The sequence below is a fragment of the Microcoleus sp. S13_C5 genome, from assembly GCF_036700845.1.
In the GTDB taxonomy this organism is placed as follows: domain Bacteria; phylum Cyanobacteriota; class Cyanobacteriia; order Cyanobacteriales; family Microcoleaceae; genus Microcoleus.
On sequence record NZ_JAUBPR010000014.1, the window covers coordinates 1 to 25,012 of the forward strand.

21 protein-coding genes are annotated in these 25,012 nt (G+C 46.6%); 14 read left to right on the plus strand and 7 right to left on the minus strand.

Features of this window, described 5'->3' with window-relative positions:
• The first annotated feature begins 204 nt into the window (after window positions 1–204).
• The 12 genes from crcB (at window position 205) to QUA04_RS06145 (ending at window position 15,194) form a co-directional block, all read left to right on the plus strand.
• Window positions 205–612, plus strand: a complete 408-nt coding sequence (crcB, locus tag QUA04_RS06090; protein ID WP_333254790.1) for a fluoride efflux transporter CrcB — start codon at window positions 205–207, stop codon at window positions 610–612.
• A gap of 172 nt (window positions 613–784) precedes the next feature.
• The gene (locus QUA04_RS06095) at window positions 785–1,243 is read left to right on the plus strand and encodes a chemotaxis protein CheW (RefSeq protein ID WP_333254792.1); all 459 of its coding nucleotides are present in this window, start codon (window positions 785–787) and stop codon (window positions 1,241–1,243) included.
• Window positions 1,244–1,617: 374 nt separating this feature from the next.
• The gene (locus QUA04_RS06100) at window positions 1,618–2,964 is read left to right on the plus strand and encodes a methyl-accepting chemotaxis protein (protein ID WP_333254794.1); all 1,347 of its coding nucleotides are present in this window, start codon (window positions 1,618–1,620) and stop codon (window positions 2,962–2,964) included.
• Between the two features lie 8 nt (window positions 2,965–2,972).
• A complete protein-coding gene (locus tag QUA04_RS06105) occupies window positions 2,973–4,268 on the plus strand; it encodes a CheR family methyltransferase (protein WP_333254796.1) in 1,296 nt (431 codons plus the stop codon).
• A gap of 15 nt (window positions 4,269–4,283) precedes the next feature.
• Window positions 4,284–5,990 carry a methyl-accepting chemotaxis protein gene (locus QUA04_RS06110; RefSeq protein ID WP_333254797.1) on the plus strand — a complete coding sequence of 569 codons (1,707 nt, stop codon included), beginning with the start codon at window positions 4,284–4,286 and terminating at the stop codon, window positions 5,988–5,990.
• 379 nt (window positions 5,991–6,369) lie between these two features.
• A complete protein-coding gene (locus QUA04_RS29900) occupies window positions 6,370–6,759 on the plus strand; it encodes a chemotaxis protein CheW (protein ID WP_445242292.1) in 390 nt (129 codons plus the stop codon).
• Window positions 6,760–6,761: 2 nt separating this feature from the next.
• Window positions 6,762–9,107 (plus strand): hybrid sensor histidine kinase/response regulator, encoded by a 2,346-nt coding sequence (locus QUA04_RS06120; RefSeq protein WP_333254801.1) that lies wholly within the window; start codon window positions 6,762–6,764, stop codon window positions 9,105–9,107.
• Between the two features lie 94 nt (window positions 9,108–9,201).
• Window positions 9,202–10,248, plus strand: coding sequence for a chemotaxis response regulator protein-glutamate methylesterase (locus tag QUA04_RS06125; RefSeq protein ID WP_333254803.1), 1,047 nt, complete (start codon window positions 9,202–9,204; stop codon window positions 10,246–10,248).
• Window positions 10,249–10,538: 290 nt separating this feature from the next.
• A complete protein-coding gene (gene deoC / locus QUA04_RS06130) occupies window positions 10,539–11,216 on the plus strand; it encodes a deoxyribose-phosphate aldolase (protein WP_333254805.1) in 678 nt (225 codons plus the stop codon).
• Window positions 11,217–11,262: 46 nt separating this feature from the next.
• Window positions 11,263–12,138, plus strand: a complete 876-nt coding sequence (gene recO, locus QUA04_RS06135) for a DNA repair protein RecO (RefSeq protein WP_333254807.1) — start codon at window positions 11,263–11,265, stop codon at window positions 12,136–12,138.
• 231 nt (window positions 12,139–12,369) lie between these two features.
• Window positions 12,370–13,941, plus strand: coding sequence for an MFS transporter (locus tag QUA04_RS06140; protein WP_333254809.1), 1,572 nt, complete (start codon window positions 12,370–12,372; stop codon window positions 13,939–13,941).
• 26 nt (window positions 13,942–13,967) lie between these two features.
• Window positions 13,968–15,194, plus strand: coding sequence for a glycosyltransferase family 4 protein (locus QUA04_RS06145; protein WP_333254811.1), 1,227 nt, complete (start codon window positions 13,968–13,970; stop codon window positions 15,192–15,194).
• A 184-nt stretch (window positions 15,195–15,378) separates the two neighbouring features.
• Here the strand turns inward: QUA04_RS06145 and QUA04_RS06150 are convergent, their stop codons facing one another.
• Together QUA04_RS06150 and QUA04_RS06155 are read right to left on the minus strand one after the other, a co-directional pair.
• The gene (locus tag QUA04_RS06150) at window positions 15,379–17,058 is read right to left on the minus strand and encodes a phosphatidylglycerol lysyltransferase domain-containing protein (RefSeq protein ID WP_333254814.1); all 1,680 of its coding nucleotides are present in this window, start codon (window positions 17,056–17,058) and stop codon (window positions 15,379–15,381) included.
• An 11-nt stretch (window positions 17,059–17,069) separates the two neighbouring features.
• On the minus strand, window positions 17,070–17,990 hold the full coding sequence (locus QUA04_RS06155) for an alpha/beta hydrolase-fold protein (protein ID WP_333254816.1): 921 nt from the start codon (window positions 17,988–17,990) through the stop codon (window positions 17,070–17,072).
• Between the two features lie 179 nt (window positions 17,991–18,169).
• On the opposite strand from QUA04_RS06155, the gene QUA04_RS06160 reads away from it, so the two are divergent.
• Complete coding sequence (locus QUA04_RS06160; RefSeq protein WP_333254818.1) at window positions 18,170–18,598, plus strand: NUDIX hydrolase; 429 nt, start codon at window positions 18,170–18,172, stop codon at window positions 18,596–18,598.
• Window positions 18,599–18,709: 111 nt separating this feature from the next.
• Entirely contained in the window at window positions 18,710–19,627 is a 918-nt protein-coding gene (locus QUA04_RS06165; RefSeq protein WP_333254820.1) for an NAD(P)H-dependent glycerol-3-phosphate dehydrogenase, read from the plus strand.
• A 255-nt stretch (window positions 19,628–19,882) separates the two neighbouring features.
• On the opposite strand, the gene QUA04_RS06170 is transcribed toward QUA04_RS06165, so the two are convergent.
• The 5 genes from QUA04_RS06170 to QUA04_RS06190 all read right to left on the minus strand — a co-directional run bounded on the left by QUA04_RS06170 (window position 19,883) and on the right by QUA04_RS06190 (window position 24,965).
• Window positions 19,883–20,113 carry a hypothetical protein gene (locus QUA04_RS06170; protein WP_333254823.1) on the minus strand — a complete coding sequence of 77 codons (231 nt, stop codon included), beginning with the start codon at window positions 20,111–20,113 and terminating at the stop codon, window positions 19,883–19,885.
• An 82-nt stretch (window positions 20,114–20,195) separates the two neighbouring features.
• The gene (locus QUA04_RS06175) at window positions 20,196–20,501 is read right to left on the minus strand and encodes a small RNA NsiR4-regulated ssr1528 family protein (protein ID WP_006635311.1); all 306 of its coding nucleotides are present in this window, start codon (window positions 20,499–20,501) and stop codon (window positions 20,196–20,198) included.
• A 432-nt stretch (window positions 20,502–20,933) separates the two neighbouring features.
• The gene (locus QUA04_RS06180) at window positions 20,934–24,071 is read right to left on the minus strand and encodes an SNF2-related protein (protein WP_333254825.1); all 3,138 of its coding nucleotides are present in this window, start codon (window positions 24,069–24,071) and stop codon (window positions 20,934–20,936) included.
• 140 nt (window positions 24,072–24,211) lie between these two features.
• Window positions 24,212–24,394, minus strand: coding sequence for a hypothetical protein (locus QUA04_RS06185; RefSeq protein WP_333254827.1), 183 nt, complete (start codon window positions 24,392–24,394; stop codon window positions 24,212–24,214).
• The gene (locus tag QUA04_RS06190) at window positions 24,384–24,965 is read right to left on the minus strand and encodes a zeta toxin family protein (protein ID WP_333254829.1); all 582 of its coding nucleotides are present in this window, start codon (window positions 24,963–24,965) and stop codon (window positions 24,384–24,386) included. Before QUA04_RS06190 ends, QUA04_RS06185 begins: the two co-directional genes overlap by 11 nt.
• Window positions 24,966–25,012 lie beyond the last annotated feature (47 nt).

The window sequence follows — 25,012 nt, forward strand, 5'->3', positions numbered from 1 at the left end:
ATCTCTTGTTTCATCTGTCGAAAGAATTCTTAAAGAATTTGGAGATAATTATGTAATTAATTTTGCTTAACTACTTAGGAGCGGCTATCGCCAATCTTTTTCTTCAAAAGTAGTCAACAGGGTTAGAATGTGCAATTTTTAGCACGGCTAATCCTAACTTTTCATACAAAGCGTAATTTTTCTGTAAAACCATGGTAAAGAGCAATGAATCTTTTAACAGGACGTAATGCCCTAGCTGTGGCAATCGGGGCTATCTTTGGGGCATTGAGTCGTTACTATGTCACCGAAGGTGCAAAAGCTATTTTTGGAAAAGATTTTGGTTTTTACGGTACATTCTTCATTAATGTATCGGGCTGTTTTCTGATTGCGTATATTTTAACGATAGCTCTCGAAAATATTCGCAGCATCTCGCCTGAACTGCGCCTGATGACTACAACTGGTTTCTGTGGGGCGTATACCACCTTTTCCACCTATGGACTGGAATCGAAAGGTTTCTTAGATAAGGGCAATATCACAATGCTGTTAATTTATTTTGTTGGCAGTGCGATCGTGGGAATGATTGGCATTCAACTCGGTGTTTTATTGGCAAGATCAAGCGCTCAAAGATCTTAAATAAAAACCCAGAAAGAAGGTGCGGTGCTGAACGCCATATCATCTTTCTGAGCTTTTATTTGTCGTATTCAATAGACATCTCCAGAAATTAAAGATCGACTTAGGCAGGGCAAGGGGTTGAGGTTCATTTTTGGAGATGTCTATTGAGAACTTACCATTAAAAGTGCTAAAAGTGCTAATTCTACTTTTCTACGCTGGGAATGACCTCTACGCGATCGACAGTTCGTACATTGTTGAGGTAATTCCACGAGTAAATCTCAGAAAGGTGCAGCACGTACCAGAATACGTCGCCGGTTTGTTTAACTACCGGGGAGTTGTCTTGCCTGTGATCGATTTGTGCCATTTGATCCAAGGTACACCGAGTCGATCGCACCTTAGTACCCGCATCATGATCGTCAAATATCCCCGCCCGAACGAATCGGTACAATACTTAGGACTGATGGCAGAGCGAGTGACAGAGACACTCAGCATATCAAACAGAGATATTAGGGATTCCAGCATTCGGGTTGAGGAAGCACCCTACTTAAGCGGCACGATTGTGGATGAAAAACGGATAATTCAATGTGTCCAGCTTGAGCAACTTTTCAGCGATGAGCGACATACTTACTTGCTGATGGGTGAAGAAACTTAATCAAAAAAAGTGCTGAAAAAAATCTGCTGAAAAATCAGAAAGATTAAACCCTTAATCGAATCTGCTCCAATTCGTTCACCGTACCAGTATTAATTTCTCACCCCCCAAACTACATGTTGAACAATATCACTACCCGCATCATACTGGGCTTCTCAGTGCCGCTCCTGTTCATGATTGTGCTCGGCTCCATACTGTGGTCGGGGATTGACCAATTAGTCAAATTGCAGTCAAACTCAAAGCAAGTCGCTGAGAGCATCAGTAATACAGATGCGTATACTTATGATGTCACTAGGATTATCGCCAGTATCCGAGGATATGCTCTTTATCCTAAAGATCAGTACTATCGTGGGACTTATACTAACGCGCGAGAAAGTATGGTTCTGAACAAGGAGACATTGGCAAAAGTTGTCGATTCAGAGGCTGCAGAAGCAGTCAGGGCCATCATCGAGATTGGCGATGAATACGATCGCGTTGCAGCAACTGTTTATCCCCTAGTCGATGCCGATAAGCTAAATGAGGCGAAACAACAAATTTCAATTCCCCGTGTTGCCAGACTTAATGAAGCAAACATTCGGTTACATAAAATTCTGGCAGCCCGACTAAGTGCGAATTTACAGGAAGCCGAGAAAGCCAAGCAGTTTGAGACTATGGCGATCCTGTGGGGAACGCTGCTGACGATGGCGGCAACGGTAGCGAGCGCCTTATGGGTGGCGGCGCTGGCAGTGCCAATCCGACGAGAGCTTCCAAGGGTAGTGGAAGCAGCAGAGAAGATTGCTGATGGAAATTTACAGCAAACAATTGAGCTAAACAACGATGGTAGCGAAGTTGGCAAGTTGATGACAGCATTTCACTATATGTCTAAAAAGCTCAATTCGCTGATTCTCCAGATGCAAAAATCTGGAGTGCTCATCAGCACTTCCGCCACAGAGATTGCAGCAGCCGGTAAAGAGTTAGAAGCTACTGTTGCAGAACAGCTTGCCTCAACTAATGAAGTGAGTGCAACCTCGCAGGAGATTGCCGCCACTTCTAGAGAGCTAGTCAAGGTGATGGAGCAGGTGGCGCTGATGGCACAGTCTACAGCAATTGCTGCTGGTGCCAGTCAAAATGACTTAAACCGGATGGAAACGGTAATGCGCCAACTTTCAAATGCGACTACTTCCATTGCCACTAAACTTGGGGTGATGAATGAAAAGGCAAACAACATTAACAGTGTTGTGACAACCATTAACAAGGTTGCCGATCAGACCAACCTGCTGTCCTTAAATGCCGCAATTGAGGCAGAAAAAGCTGGAGAATACGGTGCAGGGTTTGCGGTTGTCGCCCGCGAGATCCGCCGATTGGCTGACCAAACTGCCGTCGCCACTCTGGAAATTGCCCAGATGATTAAGGAGATGCAGTCGGCAGTTTCTACTGGCGTAATGGAAATGGATAAGTTTAATAAATCTGTTGTTGATAGCGTTGCGGATGTCAGCAAGATTAGCGATCAGGTTGCTCAGGTAATTCAGCAGGTGCAAGGATTGACCCCACGCTTTGAGCAGGTGAGCCAGAGCATTGAGGAGCAATCGATGGGAGCACAACAGATTAGTGAAGCAATGGGGCACCTGAGTCAAGCATCTCAGCAGACGGTGGACTCTTTACGGGAGACGAACAGTGCTGTAGTGCAGCTTGATGAGGCAGCAAATGGATTACGATTAGAAATTTCTCGATTTAAAACCGCTTAGGCTTACAGATGATACTATCTGCGATCGCGACATTACTGAGCAAAACTATAGGCTTAGACCCCGATACAATTGGCTCCAACCGGATTGCCAGAGCAGCCGAGAATCGTCGAGTCGCCTGTAAATTGCCTGACCTCAAGAGCTATTGGGCACGGTTACAAACCTCCGCTTTAGAATTAGAGGAGCTGATCGAATTACTCATCGTACCAGAGACCTGGTTTTTCCGGGATGGCAAACCGTTTGATTACCTAAAAACCTACGTTACCTCGGAATGGCTGCGGTCGCCAAACCGCAAGACGCTCCAACTGCTGAGTGTTCCATCCTCTACGGGCGAAGAATCTTACTCAATGGCGATCGCCCTACTAGAAGCGGGTCTGCTTCCGAAACAGTTCGCGCTCGATGCGATTGACATTAGTCATAGATCCCTGGCAAAGGCCAAGCGCGGAGTCTACACCAAAAACTCCTTTCGCGGCGATGCTTGGACAGGGCGAGATCGCTACTTTCAGCAAACGGCGGAGGGTTACGAACTATGCCAGCCTGTTAGAGGGCTCGTCAATTTTCAGCAAGGGAATGTAATGACCTCCCTTACGCTGATTCAAAAGAAATACGACATCATCTTCTGCCGCAACTTGTTGATATACCTGCAATCAGAAACGTGCTCAGAGGTATTAGCAGCGATCGATCGCCTACTCATACCAGGAGGGTTACTGTTTGTTGGAGCGTCTGACACTGGAAAAATTGTCGCAGACGAGTACGCCTCTGTCCGTCAGCCTTTCACATTTGCTTATCGAAAGTCGAAACCATCGCTTCTACAACAGGCACCCCTCAATATTGCTCAACTGAGACAGATGCCCTCTCAACTAATAACTCCTCAAACCATTCTTAAGCAATCTTTAGGGGTGAAAAATTACTCTGCGCCAGACACTGAGCAAATCAAACCATCCGATCCATCTGCAAGTTCAAAGGATTTAAGCCCTGAACCCACATCGTCTCTTGATTTACAAACAGTGAAAAAGTTAGCGGATGAAGGGCGAGATGCAGAAGCAATCACCCTTTGTAACTCGTATCTTGTGGATCATCCAACGAGTGCGGTTGCCTACACTCTCTTGGGAGAGCTGTATCAGGCCCATCAGCAGAATGCCCAAGCAGAGCGATGTTTTCAACGTGCTATATACTTGGAGCCAAGCTCTTATGAAGCGTTAGTTCACCTCGCCTTATTGAAGGAAAATCAAGGCGATACAGTAGGGGCAAAAATCATTCAGCAGCGAATTCAGCGCTTGCAGCACCGTCTCAAAACAGAAGCTTAGAAGGGGAAACCTGATATGTTCAAAAATCTATCCATGCAGGCACGCCTAATTTTCGCGTTCATGTTCATGGGGATTTTGGTGCTGATTGTAGCACTGGTAGGTCTGAGCGGCAGCTCTCGCTTGAGTAAGCACATCGACTCCCTAGCCAGCAATAGTGTGCCCAGCATCTCCGGCTTGTGGAAAATTAACGAAGGAAAAACCCAGATCGAATCATCAGAACGCGGCTTGCTGAATATCAATCTAAACAAAGATGCGCGGCAGGCAGAGATCGATCGCATGGATAACGCCTGGAAGCAAATTCAGGAAGGGTTTCAGCAGTACGAAGCGGCTCCTAAGTCAGACGGTGAACAGAAGGCATATAAAGACTTTTTGAATACGTGGGATGCGTGGAAGAAAGCCCATGAGGAATTCGTGAGGCGTAATCTCCAGTTCGAGAGACTGGGAGTTTTCAATCTATTTGAAAATTCAGGGGGGAATGCTGGTTCGGCGATCGCTGGCTACAAAGAGCTTGAGAAGCAAGTTCAGGTAAACCGTCAACCCTTCACAGACGCCACCAATACACTTTTGAAGGTGTTGAAAATGAATGAGGATGTGACAGCGGAAACAGAACGTGTATCGGCGAAAGATGTTTCTCAAGTCGGATTCTGGGCATTTGTGGCAATCCTGATTGGTCCGGGAACTGCCATCTTATTTGGAATTTTCTTTAGTAACACGATCGCCAAACCTTTGGGAGCCAAAATTGCAGGGGTAGTTGACATTGCCCAAAAGATTTCAGCAGGAGACTTAACCAGCCAAATTTCCCTCGCTGACCAGGAAGATGAAGTTGGTCAATTGCAGAATGCCTTTTACACCATGAATAAAGACCTGAATGCGCTAGTCAACCGCATTCAACAATCAGGTAATCAAATCACCAGTTCTGCCGACCAAATTACGGCTTCTGGAAGAAACCTGGAAGCAACGGTTACAGAACAGGTTGCTTCAACGAATGAAGTGAGTGCAACGGCTCATGAAATTGCCGCGACATCAAGGGAATTGGTGAAAACAATGGAGCAGGTTGCTGCAATGGCTGAACAGACAACAGTGGCAGCAGGCAACAGTAAAGACAATCTGAACCACATCGATTCTGTGATGCGCCAGTTGCTAGAAGCTACTCAGGTAATTTCCTCCAAGCTCGAAATCATGGACAAACGAGCCAATAACATCAGCAGAGTCGTGACAACCATCACCGTTGTGGCAGATCAAACCAACTTGCTTTCGCTCAATGCAGCACTGGAAGCCGAGAGAGCCGGAGAATACGGCGCGGGCTTTTCGGTTGTGGCACGGGAAATTCGACGCTTAGCTGATCAGACTGCTGTTGCCACTCTCGAAATTGAGCAGATGATTAAGGAGATGCAATCGGCAGTTTCTACCGGAGTGACAGAGATGGAGAAGTTTACGAAGTCTGTTGTTGATAGCGTTGAGGATGTCAGCAAAATTAGCGAACAAGTTGCCCAAGTCATTCAGCAGGTGCAGGGATTGACCCCACGCTTTGAGCAGGTGAGTCAGAGCGTCGATGAACAATCTCAGGGAGCGCAACAAATTAGCGAAGCAATGGAGCACCTAAGCCAAGCATCTCAGCAGACAGCAGGCTCGTTGCGAGAAACCAATCACGCCTTAGAAGAACTTGACGAAGCTACTCATAGCTTAAAGACAGAGATTGCGCGATTCAAAGTGATGGCATAGAAATTGAAAATTGAGAAATTAAACAATGGAAAATTATTTGAATACGGTATATGTACCAGACGATTCTGAATTTGACCATCCCACACTGAACGATTGCTGGAATCAGATTGGGGTGATGGGCGATCGCACCTGTGGCGAACTGAAGACGGTTATTCACTGCCGCAACTGCAAGGTTTATTCGGCGGCTGGACGCAGCTTGCTAGAGCGTAATGCTCCACCTGAGTATCTTAAAGAATGGACAGACATATTGTCAGAAGCTTCCACACAGCAGACTGGAGTGGGAGAAGGGACGCTAGTTCGGGCCACAGATACCCTTTCTATAATCATTTTTCGTCTCGGTAATGAACGGTTAGCATTGCCAGTCAACATCTTGCAAGAAGTGACTCATCCTTATGCCATTCATACCGTCCCTCATCGCAGTAACTCTGTATTTTTGGGGTTGATCAACATTCGCGGTGAAACGCTGCTCTGTATTTCGCTCAGAGACTTACTCGGTTTAGAGCCTGTCGCCGAATCAGCAGATTTCTCCAATACGATTAATCCACAACGGATGATTGTGGCTGGAAAGAATGAAAATAAGTGGGTCTTTCCAGTGGATGAGGTTCATGGAACTTACCGCTTCCATCTCAATGAGTTCAAAGATGCTCCTGTTGTCATTTCCAAAGCATCGGAAGCTTACACCAAAGGGGTCGTTACTTGGCAAGGCAAGAAGATCAACTTTTTGGACTCTGAACTATTCTTTTACACCCTAAGTCACAAGGTTTTTTGACCATGAGCGATGATTCTATGCTGGAGCTATTTCGTCAGGAAGTTGAGACGCAGGTTGCGATGCTGACTCAGGGACTACTGATCTTGGAAGCTAACCCGCAATCTGATGAGACACTGGAAGCGCTGATGCGGGGAGCTCACTCGATTAAAGGTGCTGCTCGCATTGTTTCTCTAGATGCCGTCACTAATCTGGCGCACTGCATGGAGGATTGCTTTGTGGCAGCCCAGAACCAGAGCGTCACGTTAGGTTCAGACCAGATTGATGTTTTACTGCAAAGCGTTGATTTGCTTCAAGCGCTTAGTCAGGTAATGGAAGTCGATCTAGTTGAATGGTTGGCCCAAACAACTGGAGAGTTTGAGAGCTGTTATGACGCGATCGCGGCTGTGCTACCTCCAAATTTTAGCGATCGTCGATCGACCTCCCTGGTTCCAGTCGAGCAAAACTCAGCGTTGAGCCAAATCGCACGGGGGGAAAGTGCCACGGTCGATCAGATCGCCACCCCAACGGATCGGGTGGTGCGAGTCTCGGCAGAAAATTTGAAGCCAGCGCTGATGAGCCAAATCGCACGGGGGGAAACTGCCACGGTCGATCAGATCGCCACCCCAACAGATCGGGTGGTCCGAGTCTCGGCAGAAAATTTGAACCGGATTATGGGGTTGGCGGGTGAATCGCTGGTTGAGGCAAATTGGCTGCAACCCTTTGCTGATACCTTTACCGCCCTCAAATCTCGTCAATTAGAGCTTTCTAGACTTCTAGAAACGATCCATACTGCGTTAGCGAACAGTCCAACTAATTCAGAAAGCCTGCAAGTTCTGGATACAGCTCGACGTAAAGCACGAGAATGTCGGGAAACTCTCACCGATCGCTTGGGTGAACTGGAACTATATGCTCGTCGCACAACCAACTTGAGCGATCGCCTTTACCGGGAAGTGATTGCCTCCCATATGCGTCCATTTGTTGATGGAGTACAAAGCTTTCCTCGCATGGTTCGGGATCTAGCACGAGGATTGAATAAGCAGGTCAAGCTAGAGATTGTCGGTCAGTCAACCCCGGTCGATCGTGACATCCTCAAAAAACTGGAAGCACCTCTGACTCACATGATTCGCAATGCCGTCGATCACGGAATCGAACCGCCATACGAGCGATCGGCAGCAGGCAAACCTATCGAGGGAACAGTGCGTCTAGAATCATTTCATCGTGGCGGTATGCTGGTAATTACAATTTCCGATGACGGAAGAGGAATTGATCCCGAGCAGATGCGCCAAAAGATTATCGATCGGAATTTAGCTTCACCCAAAACGGCTGCTCAACTTACCGAAGCTGAAATCATCGAGTTTCTGTTTCTACCTGGATTTTCTACAGCCGAACAAGTGACTGAAATTTCAGGACGCGGTGTGGGATTAGATATTGTCAAAAGTATGGTGCAAGAGGTTGGTGGAACGATTCGCGCCACATCTCAATTCCGAAAGGGTACTAATTTTCACTTGCAACTTCCCCTCACGCTCTCGGTTGTCAGGACGCTAATTGTCGAGATTTCTGGTGAACCTTATGCCTTTCCCCTGGGACGAGTGGATCAAATTGTCAAACTCGACAAATCGGACATTTATGTTGTGGAAGGTCGCCAATATTTCACTAAAGATGGTCAAAATATCGGGTTGATTGCAGCGAGCCATATTCTGGATTTACCCGACGCTTTATCCTCCGACGATGCGATCTGTGTAGTTGCAATCAGCGATCAATCCAACGCTTATGGCTTGGTTATAGACCAGTTCTTAGGTGAACGGGATTTAGTGGTGCGTCCACTCGATCCCCGTTTGGGTAAAGTTCGGGATATTAGTGCCTCTGCTCTAATGGATGATGGCTTGCCTGTTTTAATTATGGATGTTTCTGATTTGGTGCAATCCATTGACAACCTGCTCAACAGTGGTCAGATGAGACCTGTGGATGTCAACAAAGCCAAAAAACCAAAAAGCAACGCTCGCCAACGCATTTTAGTTGTGGATGATTCCATTACTGTGCGCGAAATGACCCGGAAAATGCTGCAAAATCGAGGCTACGATGTGGATGTTGCCGTAAACGGAATGGATGGTTGGACAGCCATTCGGAGCAATCATTACGACCTTGTATTGAGCGACATCGATATGCCTCGAATGAATGGCATTGAACTGGTCAAACAAATCAAAGACCATCCCAAATTCAAGTTGCTTCCGGTGATTATCGTGTCATACCGGGATGGCGAATCCGATCGGATTCTGGGCATGGAAGCTGGGGCAGACTATTACATCACCAAAAGCAGCTTCGATGACGACACATTAGTCAACGCGATCGTCGATCTTATTGGGCAATAGCCATTTCACCAGAGTTAGCTAAAAAGGAAGGGTAAGTTAAAAATTATGATTTCCCTACGGAAAGATTTACAGTGGATACATCCACCATCAAATAATGCCTGTAGTTAGAATGAGAATTGCGATTGTCAACGATATGGCTATGGCAGTGGAAGCCCTCAAGCGAGTGCTGCTAACCGTTCCAGGTTATGAAGTGGCATGGATTGCACGGGATGGTGCAGATGCGGTTGCCCACTGCGCTAAAGACACCCCCGACTTAATTTTGATGGATCTATTCATGCCAATCATGGACGGTGTGGAAGCCACCAGCCAGATCATGAAACAGTCTCCCTGTGTGATTCTGATTGTGACGGCAAGCGTCGGAAAGAATGCCGGGAAGGTTTTTGAGGCAATGGGGCATGGTGCCCGTGATGCAGTGAATACTCCTGTCTTAGGAATCTCAGGAAGTCCAGAGTCTGCCCAACCGCTACTGACAAAAATTGCGACTCTTAGTAAGTTAATTGGTAAATCATCTCAATCCTCAACTCCAAAATCCCAAACTTCAAAATTTACTTCATTCTCCACACCTTCGAGCCTACTCCCTCCCCTAGTGGCGATCGGCTCCTCAACAGGTGGTCCCAAAGCTCTAGCAACCATTCTCTCACGCCTACCAGCAAACTTCGGCGCTGCCATTGCGATTATTCAACATGTCGATCTGCAGTTTTCGGCGGGGCTGGTGGATTGGCTCAATCAACAAACACCCTTGACAGTGAAAGTAGCTAAAATTGGCGATCGGCTGGAGAAAGGTATTGTGTTAGTTGCAGGTACAAACGATCACCTCAGTCTTCGTTCTGATTTCACTCTGTATTACACAAAAGAACCGATTGATTATCCCTACCGCCCATCAGTAAATGTGTTCTTTAAGAGTCTTGCCCAATACTGGAACCACAAGGCAACCGCCGTTTTACTGACTGGGATGGGACAAGACGGTGCTGAGGGAATGAGCCTTTTGCGATCGCGGGGATGGCACACAATCGCTCAGGATGAGAAAAGTTCTGTTGTATATGGAATGCCCAAAGCGGCAGTTCAGCTAAATGCAGCGGTTGAAGTTCTGCCTCCTGAAGCGATCGCCGATCGGTTAGTTCAGCGAGTTTTGTTCAGATAACTCGGTATTCTCTATGTGAACCATGATGAAGCCAAGAGAAAGAAGTAGATGAGTGATACAAATTTGGTAAGCTAGACAATTAACTGTAAAGTCATCACTTCCTTTTTACCAAAAACGAGCATAGGTTTTTTCTCAATAGTTTTATGAGAGCATTGCTTAAATAGAATATCAAAGAACACTCGCTTACTGAAGTCCTCCTAGCCGCTTAAATTCCCGCCGGAAAGGGACGTAAGTTTTCCGCATCCCGTTTATTTGTATAATAAAGTAGTTATTTCAGAGAGAAAAAAACAATGGCTGCAAACCAGCCAGACATCGATATTGCCCCCTTTATCGACTACGGCCTGATTGACCCCACCGCCACGCCAGAGCAAGTAGAAAACTGCTGCCAACAAGCAGAGAGATTTGGCTTTGTCACAGTTTGCGTGTATCCCGCCTATGTCCGACAAGCAGTTGAGCTGCTGCACGACAAGCGCCCGAAAGTCTGTACTGTCATAGGTTTTCCCACCGGTGCTTCGACTTCAACTGCGAAGATCTACGAAGCCCTCGAAGCAGCAGATAATGGAGCGGTAGAGTTAGATGTCTCGGTTAATTTAGGATTGCTGAAAGCTGGCAAAATCGACGAATTCCACCAGGAATTAGCCCAAATTTGCGAAGAAACCAATCTCACAATCAAAGCAATTATCGAAAGTTCGCTGCTTTCGGATGCCGAAAAACAATTAGCGGCTGAGATTTGCATGGAGGCGGGTGCCGCCTACATTAAAACCAACACGGGCTTTTTTGGCGCGGCGACAGTTGATGATGTGCGACTGCTGAAGGAAGTTACTAAGGGCAGGATCGGGATTAAAGCCGCCGGCGGAATTCGCACTCACGAACAAGCTTTAGATTTGATCGTCGCTGGTGCAACTCGTTTGGGGACTTCCCGCGGCCCGGAATTAATCCGCCAGCGAGATAATTTAGACAAAAGGTAATTGTTGCTACTGTGGAGTCAATCTAAAATCTCAAATCTAAAATCGAGTGACTCGAACTTACAAAGCAACTGGAATCAATCTCAAGAGTGCGCCCATCGGCGAATCCGATCGAGTGCTGACAATTTTGACGCGGGAATTCGGCTTAATTCGAGCCGTAGCACCGGGTGTTCGCAAACAACGATCGACCATTGGCGGTAGAAGCGAATTATTTGTTGTCAACGAATTGCTAATTGCCCAAGGTCGATCTCTCGACAAAATTACCCAAGCCGACACGGTACAATCCCATCCGGGTTTGAGCCGCAACCTCGGGAAACTCGCAGCGGCGCAATATCTGGCCGAATTGGCGATCGCCAGTGCCCTTTCCGATGAACCCCAAGAAGACCTCTTTTGGTTGCTGGGCGAACATTTGAGCCGTTTGGAGCGTTTGTCCGATCGCACAGAAATCCAATCCGCCGCCGTGCTTGTCGCCCACCTCACCCACGGCATTTTTCACCTGCTAGCCTTAGCCGGCCTCGCGCCCCAAGTCCAAGTTTGCTGCGCCACCAGACAGCCGCTCATCCCAAATTTCACCGATCCGAACTGGCAAACCGGGTTTAGTATACCCTCTGGGGGAACCTTCAGCTTGTCCGAACTAGCTAACTTAGAGGCAGAACTCTCTTCAGAAATCGGTAGCTTGCACAAATCCGCCTCCCGTTCCCGCCAAATGAATAGCAGCAAACACTTGACAAATTTCGAGATAAATGCTAAGGAATTAGCAGCGCTGCAACAGTTGGCTAGTCCAGAACTAGAAGAGGGGATTGCCGATCAAACAACTTGGGTATCAGTAGAAAATATTTTGCGACAATATGCCCAGTATCATTTAGGTTGCACGATTCGCTCGGGAAGCTCGATCGACACCTACCTAGAGAGTTTTGAGTTTTAAATTTTGAGTGTTTAGTTACATAGGCGAACGGGTGATGGTACATCGCACCCCCAGCCTGGGGGATACCCGAACCTGCCGGCCTTTTCAGGTAAATTTTCAAGGTTGTTGCGACATCAGATAATAGATAGAGATAAAGTTACGAGATTATTAATAAACTTAGGGGTTAACACCTCAATTTGAAATCCCCATCCCCCCAACCTCCACCATCCCAGGCGAGCAACCCCAAATCCTATGATGCGACTGTCCGATTCTGATTTGACAATATCTGTTTTAGCTGTGACCCACCACAAAATGGAAGAACGAGAAAATTTTCCCGATTTTCGCTCGGAACCCGCCTTGACCGATCGACAATGGAGCAACGTCCAACACCCAGAAATGGATAAATATCCCACAACTCCCGAAACAGAGTCAAGCAACGGCAAAAGCCCACAACCCGAAGCAATCCCGCCGGTTCCCACACCAGAGCCAGCAGCAGAGTTCTCGGAAGCAGTAGGCGAAACTCCAGAACAAGAAACAGGATTTCTGCCAGTTCTGAAAAACCGAAATTTTCTAGCATTGTGGAGCGGGCAAGTTTTCTCCCAACTAGCAGATAAAGTTTATCTCGTGCTGACGATCGCCCTCGTGGCCAGCCGCTTTCAAGCGCCAGATCAAACCATCAGCAGGTGGGTATCAGCAATCATGATCGCCTTTACCATTCCCGCAGTGCTGTTCGGGGCCGCCGCAGGCGTGTATGTCGATCGGTGGTCGAAAAAAGCAGTGCTGGTAGCCACAAACCTCCTGCGGGGAGGCTTTGTTTTAACATTGCCCGTGCTGCTGTGGCTCTCTGACGGGTGGGAACTCGGTCAATTGCCACTCGGATTCTGCTTGCTGCTGCTAGTGACATTCCTAGTCTCGACTCTAACTCAATTTTTCGCCCCAGCAGAACAGTCAGTGATTCCCCTAATTGTGGAACGCCGCCACCTGCTATCAGCAAACTCCCTCTACACCACAACCATGATGGGGTCGGTGATTATTGGCTTCGCAGTCGGAGAACCCTTACTAGCTTTAGCCGACACCCTATTTTCCAACCTCGGTGGCGGACTGGGAATCGGCAAAGAATTAGTAGTAGGCGGAAGTTACGCCTTCGCCGGAGTGCTATTGCTGTCGATGAAAACAGGCGAAAAAAACGATGCCGAACACGAACCGCCACACCCCCTAGCAGATTTGCGAGACGGCCTGCGTTACATCAACGATCAACCGAAAGTCCGCAATGCTTTAATTCAACTAATTATTCTATTTTCCATTTTTGCAGCCTTGGCAGTTCTAGCGGTGCGACTGGCAGAAATCCTCCCCGGTATGAAAGCGTCGCAATTTGGCTTTTTGCTGGCTGCGGTGGGCGTTGGCATGGCTGGTGGGGCGACGACAGTCGGCTATCTCGGCCACAAATTTTCTCACTCCCAACTGAGTTTAATCGGCTCGATCGGCATGGCGTTTGCTCTGATGGGCCTCTCTGCATTTACCCACCATTTGTGGCTCTCGGTGTTGTTCATTACCCTGTTGGGTTTATTTGCCTCATTGGTGGGAGTGCCGATGCAGACTACAATTCAAGCAGAAACTCCAGAAGAAATGCGGGGAAAAGTCTTCGGGCTGCAAAACAATGCCACTAATATCGCTTTGAGTTTACCGTTGGCTTTGGCCGGGGTAGCGGAAACATTTCTGGGTTTGCCGACAGTATTTTTGGCTTTAGCAGGATTAGCGATCGCTGGGGGTGTCTTAACCTGGTATATTTCCCGTAGCACTAATAGCAAAGTCGATCGAATCTAAAAAATAACAAACTCTGATTTACTGGAATGCACATCGCTTGGCTAGGAAAAAAATCACCTTTTTGCGGTAACGTCACTTACTCCAGAGAAGTCACCAACGCACTATTAGACCGGGGATACCAGGTTAGTTTCCTGCACTTTGCCCAAGAAGCGGGTCCACTCGACAGGAACAATACGGGGTGGAACATGGCAAATGGTTCATGGGGAAAGGGAATTGCTCAAACCTCATATACCAATTCGCTTTCGTCCGCCAGTTGCAACGAAGTCTCTTTACCCTGTCATTACAAATCGCAAATTTATACGATTCCCACTCTCAAGTCCCGCACAGTGCTGATGAAATCTCTGCGGCGGCTCAAACCCGATGTTGTTCACGCTTCCCTAACGCTTTCGCCTCTAGACTTTTTGCTACCGGAAATTTGTCAAGAATTGAATTTGCCTCTGGTGGCGACTTTTCACCCGCCGTTCGATCGCAAATTACGCAATTTGACATCGGGAACCCAACACCTGATGTATCAACTTTATGCTCCGTTTTTGGCTAACTACGACTCGACGATCGTTTTTTCTCAAATTCAGCGGGATATATTGGTGAAGTTGGGAGTGCCGCAGGAACGGGTGGCCGTGATTCCCAACGGAGTAGACGCGGTGAAGTATTCTCCAGGGCCTTCGGGGTTGAAGTCAGAATTAAAGGCCGATCGAATTTTTGTTTACCAAGGCCGCATTGCCCCTGAGAAAAATGTCGAGGCCCTGCTCAAGGCCTGGAAACAGTGCAATTTCGGCCGGGGGAACGTGTTGGCGATCGTAGGCGACGGGCCCCTAGCCGCGTCGCTGCAACTGTCTTACGGCGAAGATGAGGGCATTGTGTGGCTCGGATTTGTCGCCGAGGAGGAACGCCGGATCGAAATTCTGCGGGGTGCAGACGTATTTATTTTGCCTTCTTTGGTGGAGGGACTGTCCCTGTCGCTGCTGGAAGCGATGGCCTGCGGTTTGGCTTGTTTGGCCACGGATGCCGGTGCTGACGGCGAGGCCTTGGAGGAAGGGGCGGGGATAGTTTTGAACACTCAGCGGGTACGGAGTCAGTTGCAAACCTTGCTGCCGCTGTTTTGCGACCATCCTGAGTTCGGATCGCTGCTGGGTCAAAAAGCACGCCAACGGGCGATGGAGCGGTACACTCTCAGTCAGAATATTACTGAGTTGGAAAAGCTGTACTCAGAGGTTTTGCAAAAGCAGCGCGTACTAATTCGGGGGTTGGCATAGGGAGGAAGTTCGGCAACGGATGTAACGAAAAGCAAGTCGTGTCTCTACCCGTGGATATTTACTCGTTACCAGGCTGGATGGTAACGCAGATCCGGAGGCTCTGCCTCCATTTTCCAGTTGAGGCAGAGCCTCTAGATATGGGTTCCCAGACAGATCCTGGGAACCTGTCAACATTGCTCGTTGCCTACCCTCCCGGGCGCAAATAATCCCAAAGTCGATCGCCCGAATCGGCCCGAATCAAACCAACCACAACATCCGGCAAACTTCCCAAACTCGGATAAACAAAATAACGCGGTTCCCACCGCGGCCCAAACTTATCTTTAAAACTGTGCAATCCCTTAAAATTATAAAACTTGCTCAAGTGATCCGAAAGATAAATCAAAACCTTTTCCAACCGCCCACATTTCTCAGCTTCTCCGACTCCCGCCAAAGCCGACAAACCCAAATCAAATTCTTCATATCCCAATTCTTGACAATGCTGCAACATCGAAGCAAACAAACACTCCATCGTGCCATTTTCCACTTGTGTGCGGCGCCGCATTAAATCAACTCCAACTACCCCATTTTCCGCCGATATCATATTAGCAAAAGCACTAATTCTACCATCGGGAGTGTGGATGGCTACGGCGCGAGTTTCCCGCAAATATGCCTCGTCAAACCAACCCACCGAAAACTTTTTTTCCGCACCCTGAACCATTTGCAGCCACTCGTCGCTCACGAGTTTCATTTGCCGCATCAATTCGGAACTTAGAGGAGGTTGGTAAAATTCGATTTGATGGCCGGCTTTTGTAAGTCTGTTGATAGCAGTTCTCAAGTTTTGATTGCTCTTACCTTTGAGAGTAAAAGTTTTGAGATTGACAATAGCTTCTTCGCCAATTTGCACCACTCGAAAACCGAGAGTAGAATACATTTCTATATCCTGGGGCAAAGTTTGATAAAATGCTGGATACCAATCATTGCGATCGCAAAATTCTTGAAACCCGAGAATTGCTTCTTTGCGGTCTTCTGCAGGCCCGATGGGGTCTCCCAAAGCAATCGCACCTCTACCTTTCGACACATAGGCGATCGTACTTTTTCCCGAAGGACTAAAATAATAAGATTTATCCGGCAGCAACGCCAGTCTCGCTAGCGTTGTCCGCCCGTATTTTGCTACAACTTCTTGAGCTTTATTCCGTTCCGAAATACTTGCCGAATTTCGCAGCAGCACCGGCCGCAGCAGCATTAAAAGTGCGTAACCAAGCGTTACCGTACCTACAGCATAAATCGAATCCGCAAAAAAGTTAGCAAACCGAGTTTTCGGAACTAACCCGGCATTGTCCGCCGTAAAAAACATGGCAAAAGTCTGGAACAAAGCTGTGTCCCAATCAAAATTAACCGCTTGTTCGTTAACTTCAAAACCCCTGTCTAAAATATAAAAACCTGCCGTCCCGTAAGCCAGCGTAAACAGCAAAGCCCCCAGCAAAACCCGGATTCCTTGAGCAATGGAAGGGCGATCGGATTTAGCAGTAAACCTCTTCCGCATCACCAACAACTGAAACAGCAGCACCCCAGAAAGCAAGCTTTCTTCAACATCCAATCCCTTGACTAAATGAATTACAATAGAAATGATTAACAATCCCACCGTCAGCAACCAAGCAATCCGCTTGCGCCGCAACAAATTAGTTGCCAGAGTTAGCAGCATAAATCCGATAACTGCTGCAAAAAAATGGCCGCCCGCACGCACGGGAAAAGGGAAAAACGGCTCCAACCAATTTCGGCGAGCAGGTAAACTGGGAGTTACAGCAGACAGCAGGTTAATAACTCCTACCAATCCGGTTAAAAATGATGCAGTCCAGAGTCCAATCCTAGTTTTTTGGGGTAACACTGTTGACCTTTCTAATTTTTCTGTGTTGCCAGTGATATCTTAAACTGTTTTCCAACATAGCTCAAAGAATCGGTTAAATGCTTGTGCCAATAATTCCAACCGACATCGGGGCCCACAATCCCGTGTCCTCCCGGAAATTTGTTAAACTCGTTGGCTATACCCAAACTATTTAATTGCTCGTGAAACTGTTGAGTGGAAATCAGAAATTTTTCGTCTGCTTCCCCGGCATCCAAATAAGCGCGCAACCGCTGTTTATCTTTAACAGAAAGTTTGTCCACTAAATATTTAGGACTGTTAGCCTTGCCGCTTTGATCTGTAAAATAACCGCTGTGGCTGAACAGAATATTAAAATTATTCAAGTAGCGCAAACCGATATTAAAAGCTCCCCAACCCCCCGAAGATTGTCCTCCCATTGCCCAGAATTTGGGGTCTTCCAGCGTTCTGTAGCGCGATTTTACGATGGACACTAACTCGGAGCCGATCGCGCTTCCCACCTTACCATTGGGCCCGTCAAAATACTGCGGGTCCCACAAAGGACTCGTACCCCGCTTGTCGTTCCCGTCAGGAGTAATTACAATTGATGGCGGCAATCTTTTGCTTTTATATAAATCGTGAAGCACAGAAGTAACAGCAGCTTTGTCCTGATAAGCGCGCGCGTCTCCGTGCCCGCCGTGCAGCAAAAAAATTACTGCATAGCGCTGTTTAGGATTTTTTGCGTACCCAGGTGGCAAAATTAAGCCGTAGGTGCGCTCTGAATTCATAGCGGCACTTTTATATGTTTTGATTTGAAAATTTAAGTCAGCATCAGCTACTACTTTCGGAGGATCTAACTGAGGTGCTCCGGCAATAAAAACATACCAGTATCCAGTCGCACCGAGGAGGAGGATTGTACCCGCACCGATACCTAAAACTTTTCCCAGCCACTTAGGCATACTTTCAATCTCTCTTTTTTGTCTGCGATCGCAATCCGTACATTATATGCAAGTATATTGTAGAACTGTAGGTGAGGTCGATCGCACATTTTGCAGCTAAACTGCAACCGGCTCGGGGGCCCGTTCCACAGTTAAACTGCAACGATGCTAAATTCTTCCATTCTTTAATCTAAAATGGTATGACTTATCGAAATCCCGCTCCTACAGTTGATATTATCATCGAATTAGCCGATCGACCCCATCGCCCGATCATACTCATCGAACGCCGCAATATTCCCTACGGCTGGGCAATTCCCGGTGGCTTTGTGGATTACGGGGAAGCGGTAGAAACGGCGGCAAAACGCGAAGCTTTAGAAGAAACCAGCTTGAATGTAGAATTAATCGAGCAATTTTACGTTTATTCTGACCCAAATCGCGACGCCCGCAAACACACTATCAGTATTGTATTCTTGGCTTCCGCAACGGGTGAACCTCAAGCTGCCGACGATGCTAAAAATTTACAGATTTTTGAATCTTGGCAGATTCCCCATCAATTATGTTTCGATCACGATCGCATTTTACGAGATTATTGGCGTTACCGTCATTATGGATTGCGTCCGCGGTTGTAGGGTGAGGATTTTTTAACCGCAGATGCACGCGGATTAACACAGATTGATTTCTATGATTTATCTGTGATTTATCTGTGTTAATCTGCGGTTAAATTCATCAAACTAAATTCTATGCCAAGCTTGACAATATTAGGCGGAGGTGCTTGGGGTTCGGCACTGGCAAATCTGGGAGACAAAAAAGGATCTCGAGTTAATTTGTGGTCGCGCAGCAGTTCTGTTAATCTAGAATCAGTTATAACAGGTGCGGATGTTGTTGTTTCGGCAGTTTCGATGAAAGGAGTTGGAGCAACGGTCGATCGACTTTTGGCTTTAGAGTTAAGTCCCAGTACAATTCTAGTTACCGTCACCAAAGGTTTAGACCCCGCGAGTACGCGCACTCCATCTCAAATTTGGCAAAATGCCTTTCCTAACAATTCAATTGTGGTACTTTCGGGCCCTAATCTTTCCGAGGAAATTCAGCAAGGATTGCCGGCTGCAACGGTAGCGGCGAGTTTGGATTTAGCGGCGGCCAAGCAAGTGCAAAATATTTACAGTTCTGATATTTTTAGAGTTTATGTGAATGAAGACCCGCTGGGAACTGAGTTAGGTGGAACTTTGAAAAATGTATTTGCGATCGCCGCTGGAGTTTGCGACGGTTTACAATTAGGAACTAATGCTAAATCTGCTTTGCTGACTCGCGCTTTGCCGGAAATGATTCGGGTGGGAGTTCGTTTGGGAGCTCGCGCAGAAACTTTTTACGGTTTGTCTGGTTTGGGAGATTTGCTCGCTACTTGCAACAGTCCTTTATCGCGCAATTATCGGGTTGGTTTCGGATTGGCTGAAGGCAAATCTTTAGAGCAAATTTTGCACGAATTGCAGAGTACGGCTGAGGGGGTCAATACTACTAATGTATTGATTGATTTGGCTAATCAACGCGGCATTGAAGTGCCTGTTTCTCGTCAAGTTTATCGGTTATTAAATGGTGAAATTACTCCTGAACAAGCTGTTTTATCGCTGATGGAACGAGCTTTGAAACCGGAGATTTTATAACTTGTACGGCTACATAGGTAAGGACTTAAGCAAAGCCTAAGTCCCTACCCATAGCTGAAGTTTCAAGAAGTGGTGTCACGAGTTGCTAGTTATGAATTAAGAGTTGCAAGCGACATTGGTTGAGCGGTCATGTTGATATTTTTATCGCTCGGTAGAGAGAGTTTAAGGAATTGAATATCAGTTGTGAATCCAAAACTTTTTAACTCATAGCTGCTACTACTTAACTCATAACTTGCAGAGCGAGTTGCACCAGCTTTACATCTTGCCTTTCTGCATTACCTCTTGAAGGTGCTGCCGAATTTCCTGCGCGTGCTGCATATCAGCTTGCTGCAATTTTTGAAACAGCTCAGCACATGGCTGCGAACCCATTTCCTGAGCATCTTTCATGTAACTATCGTAGGCTTTCAAAGCTTCAGACTTGTTTTGCAAAACTGTTAACAAATCATACTCGAGGTTGCTGATGACTGTACTACCGTTAGTGTTCATAAACTGACCCTCTGCTAGGATTTGTCCCAAGTTTGACCGATCTGGGGACGACTATTCATCTGTCTAGAAGGGTAGATAATTTTTACTTTCCACCGTAATAAAACGCAACTTCTTTATCTTTCAGCGGTGCGAAGTCAGCAGCAACGAGCATTTTATCGAGCTCGTTTTGAGGCAGATGTTTGACACCGATCCGGACAATGCGCGATCGCATTGTATTTGACACGCCACTGCGCTGTCTGCCGGCTTCTAATCCCATCACTTGCTTGTAGAGGTCTAATTTTGCTTGCGGAATCGGAGTACCGTCAAAGTCGATTCCAGAGGCGATCGCAACATCGATCGCATCTGCACCAGTTGTAGATTGAGCCGCTGAGTTTGTTTCTGAAGACATTGTGCAAATTAAATAAAAAGGACGATCGTCATAAAAAGTAGTTTAGTCCTAAAAGCGCCACAGTTGATCACCAAGCTCTAGCACTGCTGAAAGTATAGGAGGAGTCAGGAGTCAGGAGTCAGGAGTCAGGAGTCAGGATAAGGATGCTTAACTATTAGCTGAAAGTATAGCAGGAGTCAGGACTCAGCAGTCAGGACTCAGGATGCTTAACTATTAAGGGTGGAAGAAATCATTAATGTCTTAACGGCCGAGAAGGTTGCTATAGCGTAAACTCGTGAAACAGGCTAAACATATTCGATTAAGCACAGTTTGACATAAGGGCGATCGCACTGGGAGCATCTCATATTTGTAAAAACACTTCTTCTGGCTCCTTCCTTCTTCCTTCTGACTCTTTTCTCCTGGCTCCTGACTCCTGACTCCTAACTCCTATTTCTAGCTTGGCTGCAAAAGTGAGATGCTCCCGATCGCACTTAGCATTTCTTCAAACAACGGATTGCCAAAACTCATCAATTGCAGTGAAGCATTTTCGTCAAAGATATCCGGGTAAAATGTTACAGCACAATCGCGACTTTTATAGTTAAGATGCCAAGTGCGATTGCACGAGCGATCGAACATAGCGCCCATCTGCTTTAAAATCAAAGAATTGACAAACAAATTTTCGATTGTTTCAGGAAACAGAGAAGTCGGCGGCAAAGGTTGACGGATTTCTTGCAAGTCTGATTCTACATCCATCGCTACCATTTCATCGAGGGCCGGGCCCGGAGGCGGCGCGTCTAAAATGCGATCGAACTCTCCCAACAAAACGCCCTCTTCTTCGGGATCTGCACTCATCACAGCCTGTTCGATGAAAGTGGGAACTGTTGCGAGAATCGGTTGCAAATTGCCGACTACCGTTTGAAAAGCATCGATGCGATCGCGCAATTTCTTGTAAACCTTCGCCTCTACCGTTCCGTCATAGTAAAAATTGTGAATTCTTACGGTATCATAAATCTGTCCGATGCGATCGAGTCTGCCGATGCGTTGTTCCACACGCATGGGATTCCAAGGCATATCGTAGTTAATTAAAACACCGCAAGTTTGCAAATTTAGCCCTTCTGATGCGGATTCGGTACAAAGTAAAATTTTGATGATTCCTTCTCGGAATTGGGTTTTGATTTGTTCTTTCGGGAAAATTCGCCATTGGCCATTTTGATACAATTCTCCGCCGCGCCCGCAATAGCAAGCAATCTGAGCACCATATAATTGTTGTAAAGCACTTCTGAGATAATCCATTGTGTCGGTGTACTGCGTGAAGACGATCGCACTTTCGCGCTGGATTAGTTCTTGACGCAATATTGTGATAAAATGCGAAAGCTTGCTATCTTCGCCTGTATTCTCGAATTGATAAAGTAAATCTTCTAAATATTTAATTTCTTCAGGATCGGCTGGTTCAAAATAAGATTCCATTCCTTCCAGAATCACATCATCGGCATCATCTAAATCCTGAAAATCATCCTCAGTAATGCTAATTCCTTCGAGGCGGCGCTGTAAGGATTCGCGGATGGCATAAAACGAACTTGTCAGGCGTTTGCGGTAAAGAGTCATCAAAAATCCTAACGCTTTGCGGTTGTCTTTTTGCGCTAGATTGTAAAAGTGGCGCACGTAATTGCTGACGGCGAGATAAAGCGGGACTTCGCGGTTATTTTCTAAAGTAATCGCATTGTCTCTGACTGCGCGGTGGGGAATATCGCGATCCAACAATCCCCGCTGATAGTATTGGCGCAAGGTGTCGCGGGTGTGGCGGAACATCAAATCTTTGAGGGGAGTATTCACTGTCAAATATTGGCGGGAAGCGGCGATAAAATCCGTGTCTTCAGCAACTTGTTTTGGGTTGACTCGCTGGTTTTTTTCCCAGACATCGCGCAACTTATAATATAGTAGCCGATCGCCCTTTTGGAGATATTGCTGCAACCGATTACAGGGCGAACCCCCTTGCTGGAAGTAATCCACAGACATCAGTTGCCAAAAATTCAAGGTTTGGCGATCGGGCTTTTCCGACAATGTGCTAAAATAATTGCAGAAATTCTCACCATAAGACCAATGTCCTTGGAGTCCGAGAAGGTGCAATAAATCGAAAACTTCGATCGCGTCAATCTGCATCGGCGTGGCGGATAATAACAATAGCGATCGGCTTTTTTCTTTCAATTGCTGCATTAACTGTAACAACCGATTCGGAGTTTCCTTGCGGTTTTGCGGGCTTTGGCGGCGGGCGTGATGCGCTTCATCCAGAATCACCAAATCCCACGGTTGCGCGTCTAAAAGCTGTTTTGTGCGATCGCTCCGACGGACTAAATGAGATGATGCTAAAATTAGATTTTGGGAATTCCAAATATTCTCTTCCCCTGACAGACTCCTCTCCCCATACGCATTTTTTAATTCACCTTTGCTATAACTCCAAAAGTGCAGATTAAATTTTTCGCGTAATTCTTCGTGCCATTGCGGCTGAATGCTGGCTGGTGCTAAAATTAACACGCGCTTAACTTTTTGGCTGACGAGTAAGTAACGCAGAATTAACCCTGTTTCGATGGTTTTTCCCAATCCGACTTCATCCGCAATTAGGAAACTTTTCGGAAAATTTGCCGCAACTCGGCGCAATATTTTAACTTGATGCGGCCAAGGTTTGATCGGAATTGATTTTAAACAATAATCGAGACAAGTTGGTGAAGCGTACAAGTTGAGAAGCGGTTCAAATTTAGCATAATCTTGGGATAGTTCCGAATCGAGAATTAAGGAATGAGAATCCGCAATAATTCCTTTTTCTTCCTGACTCGTGACTTCGGATTCCTGACTCCTGAATTCTGACTCCCGATTCCAGACTGGTTTACTCTTGGGCGCGTAGTTTAGCAGCTTATTTTTCACCGCTTCCGGCACTTCAAAAACGCGCACATTCGGCGATAAATTGTTCCACAACTGTTCAAACCGAAAAATCTCTTCAGAAACTCGTTCTGCATCTCTGCCGCCTTCCCAAGCACAATAAACGTGGAAAGATTCAACGTTGCTTTCCCAACCGCTGAGAGATTCGTTATTGGAACCGCTAAAGGCTAATTGTGCGCCCTTACAGTCAGTGAAAATGCCGACTTTTTCGTGAAAAATATGCTGCCGATCGAGTAAACTTTCAGTATCTATTGGTAAGCCGTTAGATTTGAGGGGAACGGCGATTTTAATATCGAGACAACTGTTTTGAATCAGCCAACTGAGGATTTCAAAATGTTTGAGTTGCGCGAAGGTTTTGGGCGGCTGTAAATCGGTATCGAGGCGGATGGTAACTGCATCTCGGAGGGCGTAACCTTGTTGGATAGCTTGCAAGTCTTGGGGGCTGAATTGACAGCCCATGATTAACCGCATCCGCCCTTGATTGTGCAGCATGGCGCCCAATCCCTGCGCTACTTTACTGAGGATGGCGCTGTTGAAAAAGCCGGATTTGCGATCGTACTGTAGAGCACATTCTAGCGCAGGAATGTAGAAATCGGCGATCGGGTTATTTTCGTTGCTAGAATAACTAATCCGCCAGGGATAATCTGTTAAATTCATGTTATTTGTGGTTTGTTATTGGTGACGTGCCACAATCTTCGATCCCCCTAAATCCCCCTTAAGAAGGGGGACTTTGAATGGAATTAAACTCTTGTCCCCCCCTTCTTAAGGGGGGTTAGGGGGGATCTCTTCCTCAAAACTTATTCTGGTATTTGTTGTGGTGGAATCTCCTCAGCCGAAAGTGTCACCACTTTTCCATCTTGCCAAATACTAATTGATTGTCCGAGTTTGCGGTGTTTCTCGATCGCCTGTGCGATCGCCATTTTAACACCAGCATCGATTTTTTGATGCAGCGGTGAGAGGGCGGGTTGTTCAGGATTCATCGATACCTCCAGTAATTTGGTTCCAGATTTCCCATCGATAAACAATTGCATCGGCTGCTGCACTATTATAACTAGCCACCACTTCAGAGATTGAAGTTGAATTATCGTAAACGATACAAGTATCACTTAAAGGTAAGTACAATTCTAATAAATTTTTGCGTCCTCTTTCATAGCGGCGACGAATCACATCTTCAGGAATATTATGCCCCCCACTTTCTACCCGCCGCCGCACCCGATAAACAGCTAATTCCGGGCTTTGCAACCAAAAATAAATTAAATTAATAGTATAACCTTTTAATTTACACTTCCGCAAAAAACGGACATAATTGCGAGAGGCGAGAGTTGTCTCAAAAGCAAAATCAGCAGCGGCATTTAATAGGGCGTCTAACCGTTGCAGCATCAATCGCCCCGCTTGAATTGCCACAGATTCGGGATTGAAAGGTGAAAGCCCAACAGCTATTTCATCGGCATTGACATACTCAAACACATTGAGAAAATGCGGCAACAACTGCATCGCCGTAGTTGTCTTTCCCGAACCGTTACAACCTCCGATAACATAAACATCCGGCATAATTGTTATTAGTAATTTCTTATGGGTTATTGGTTATGTGCCACAAT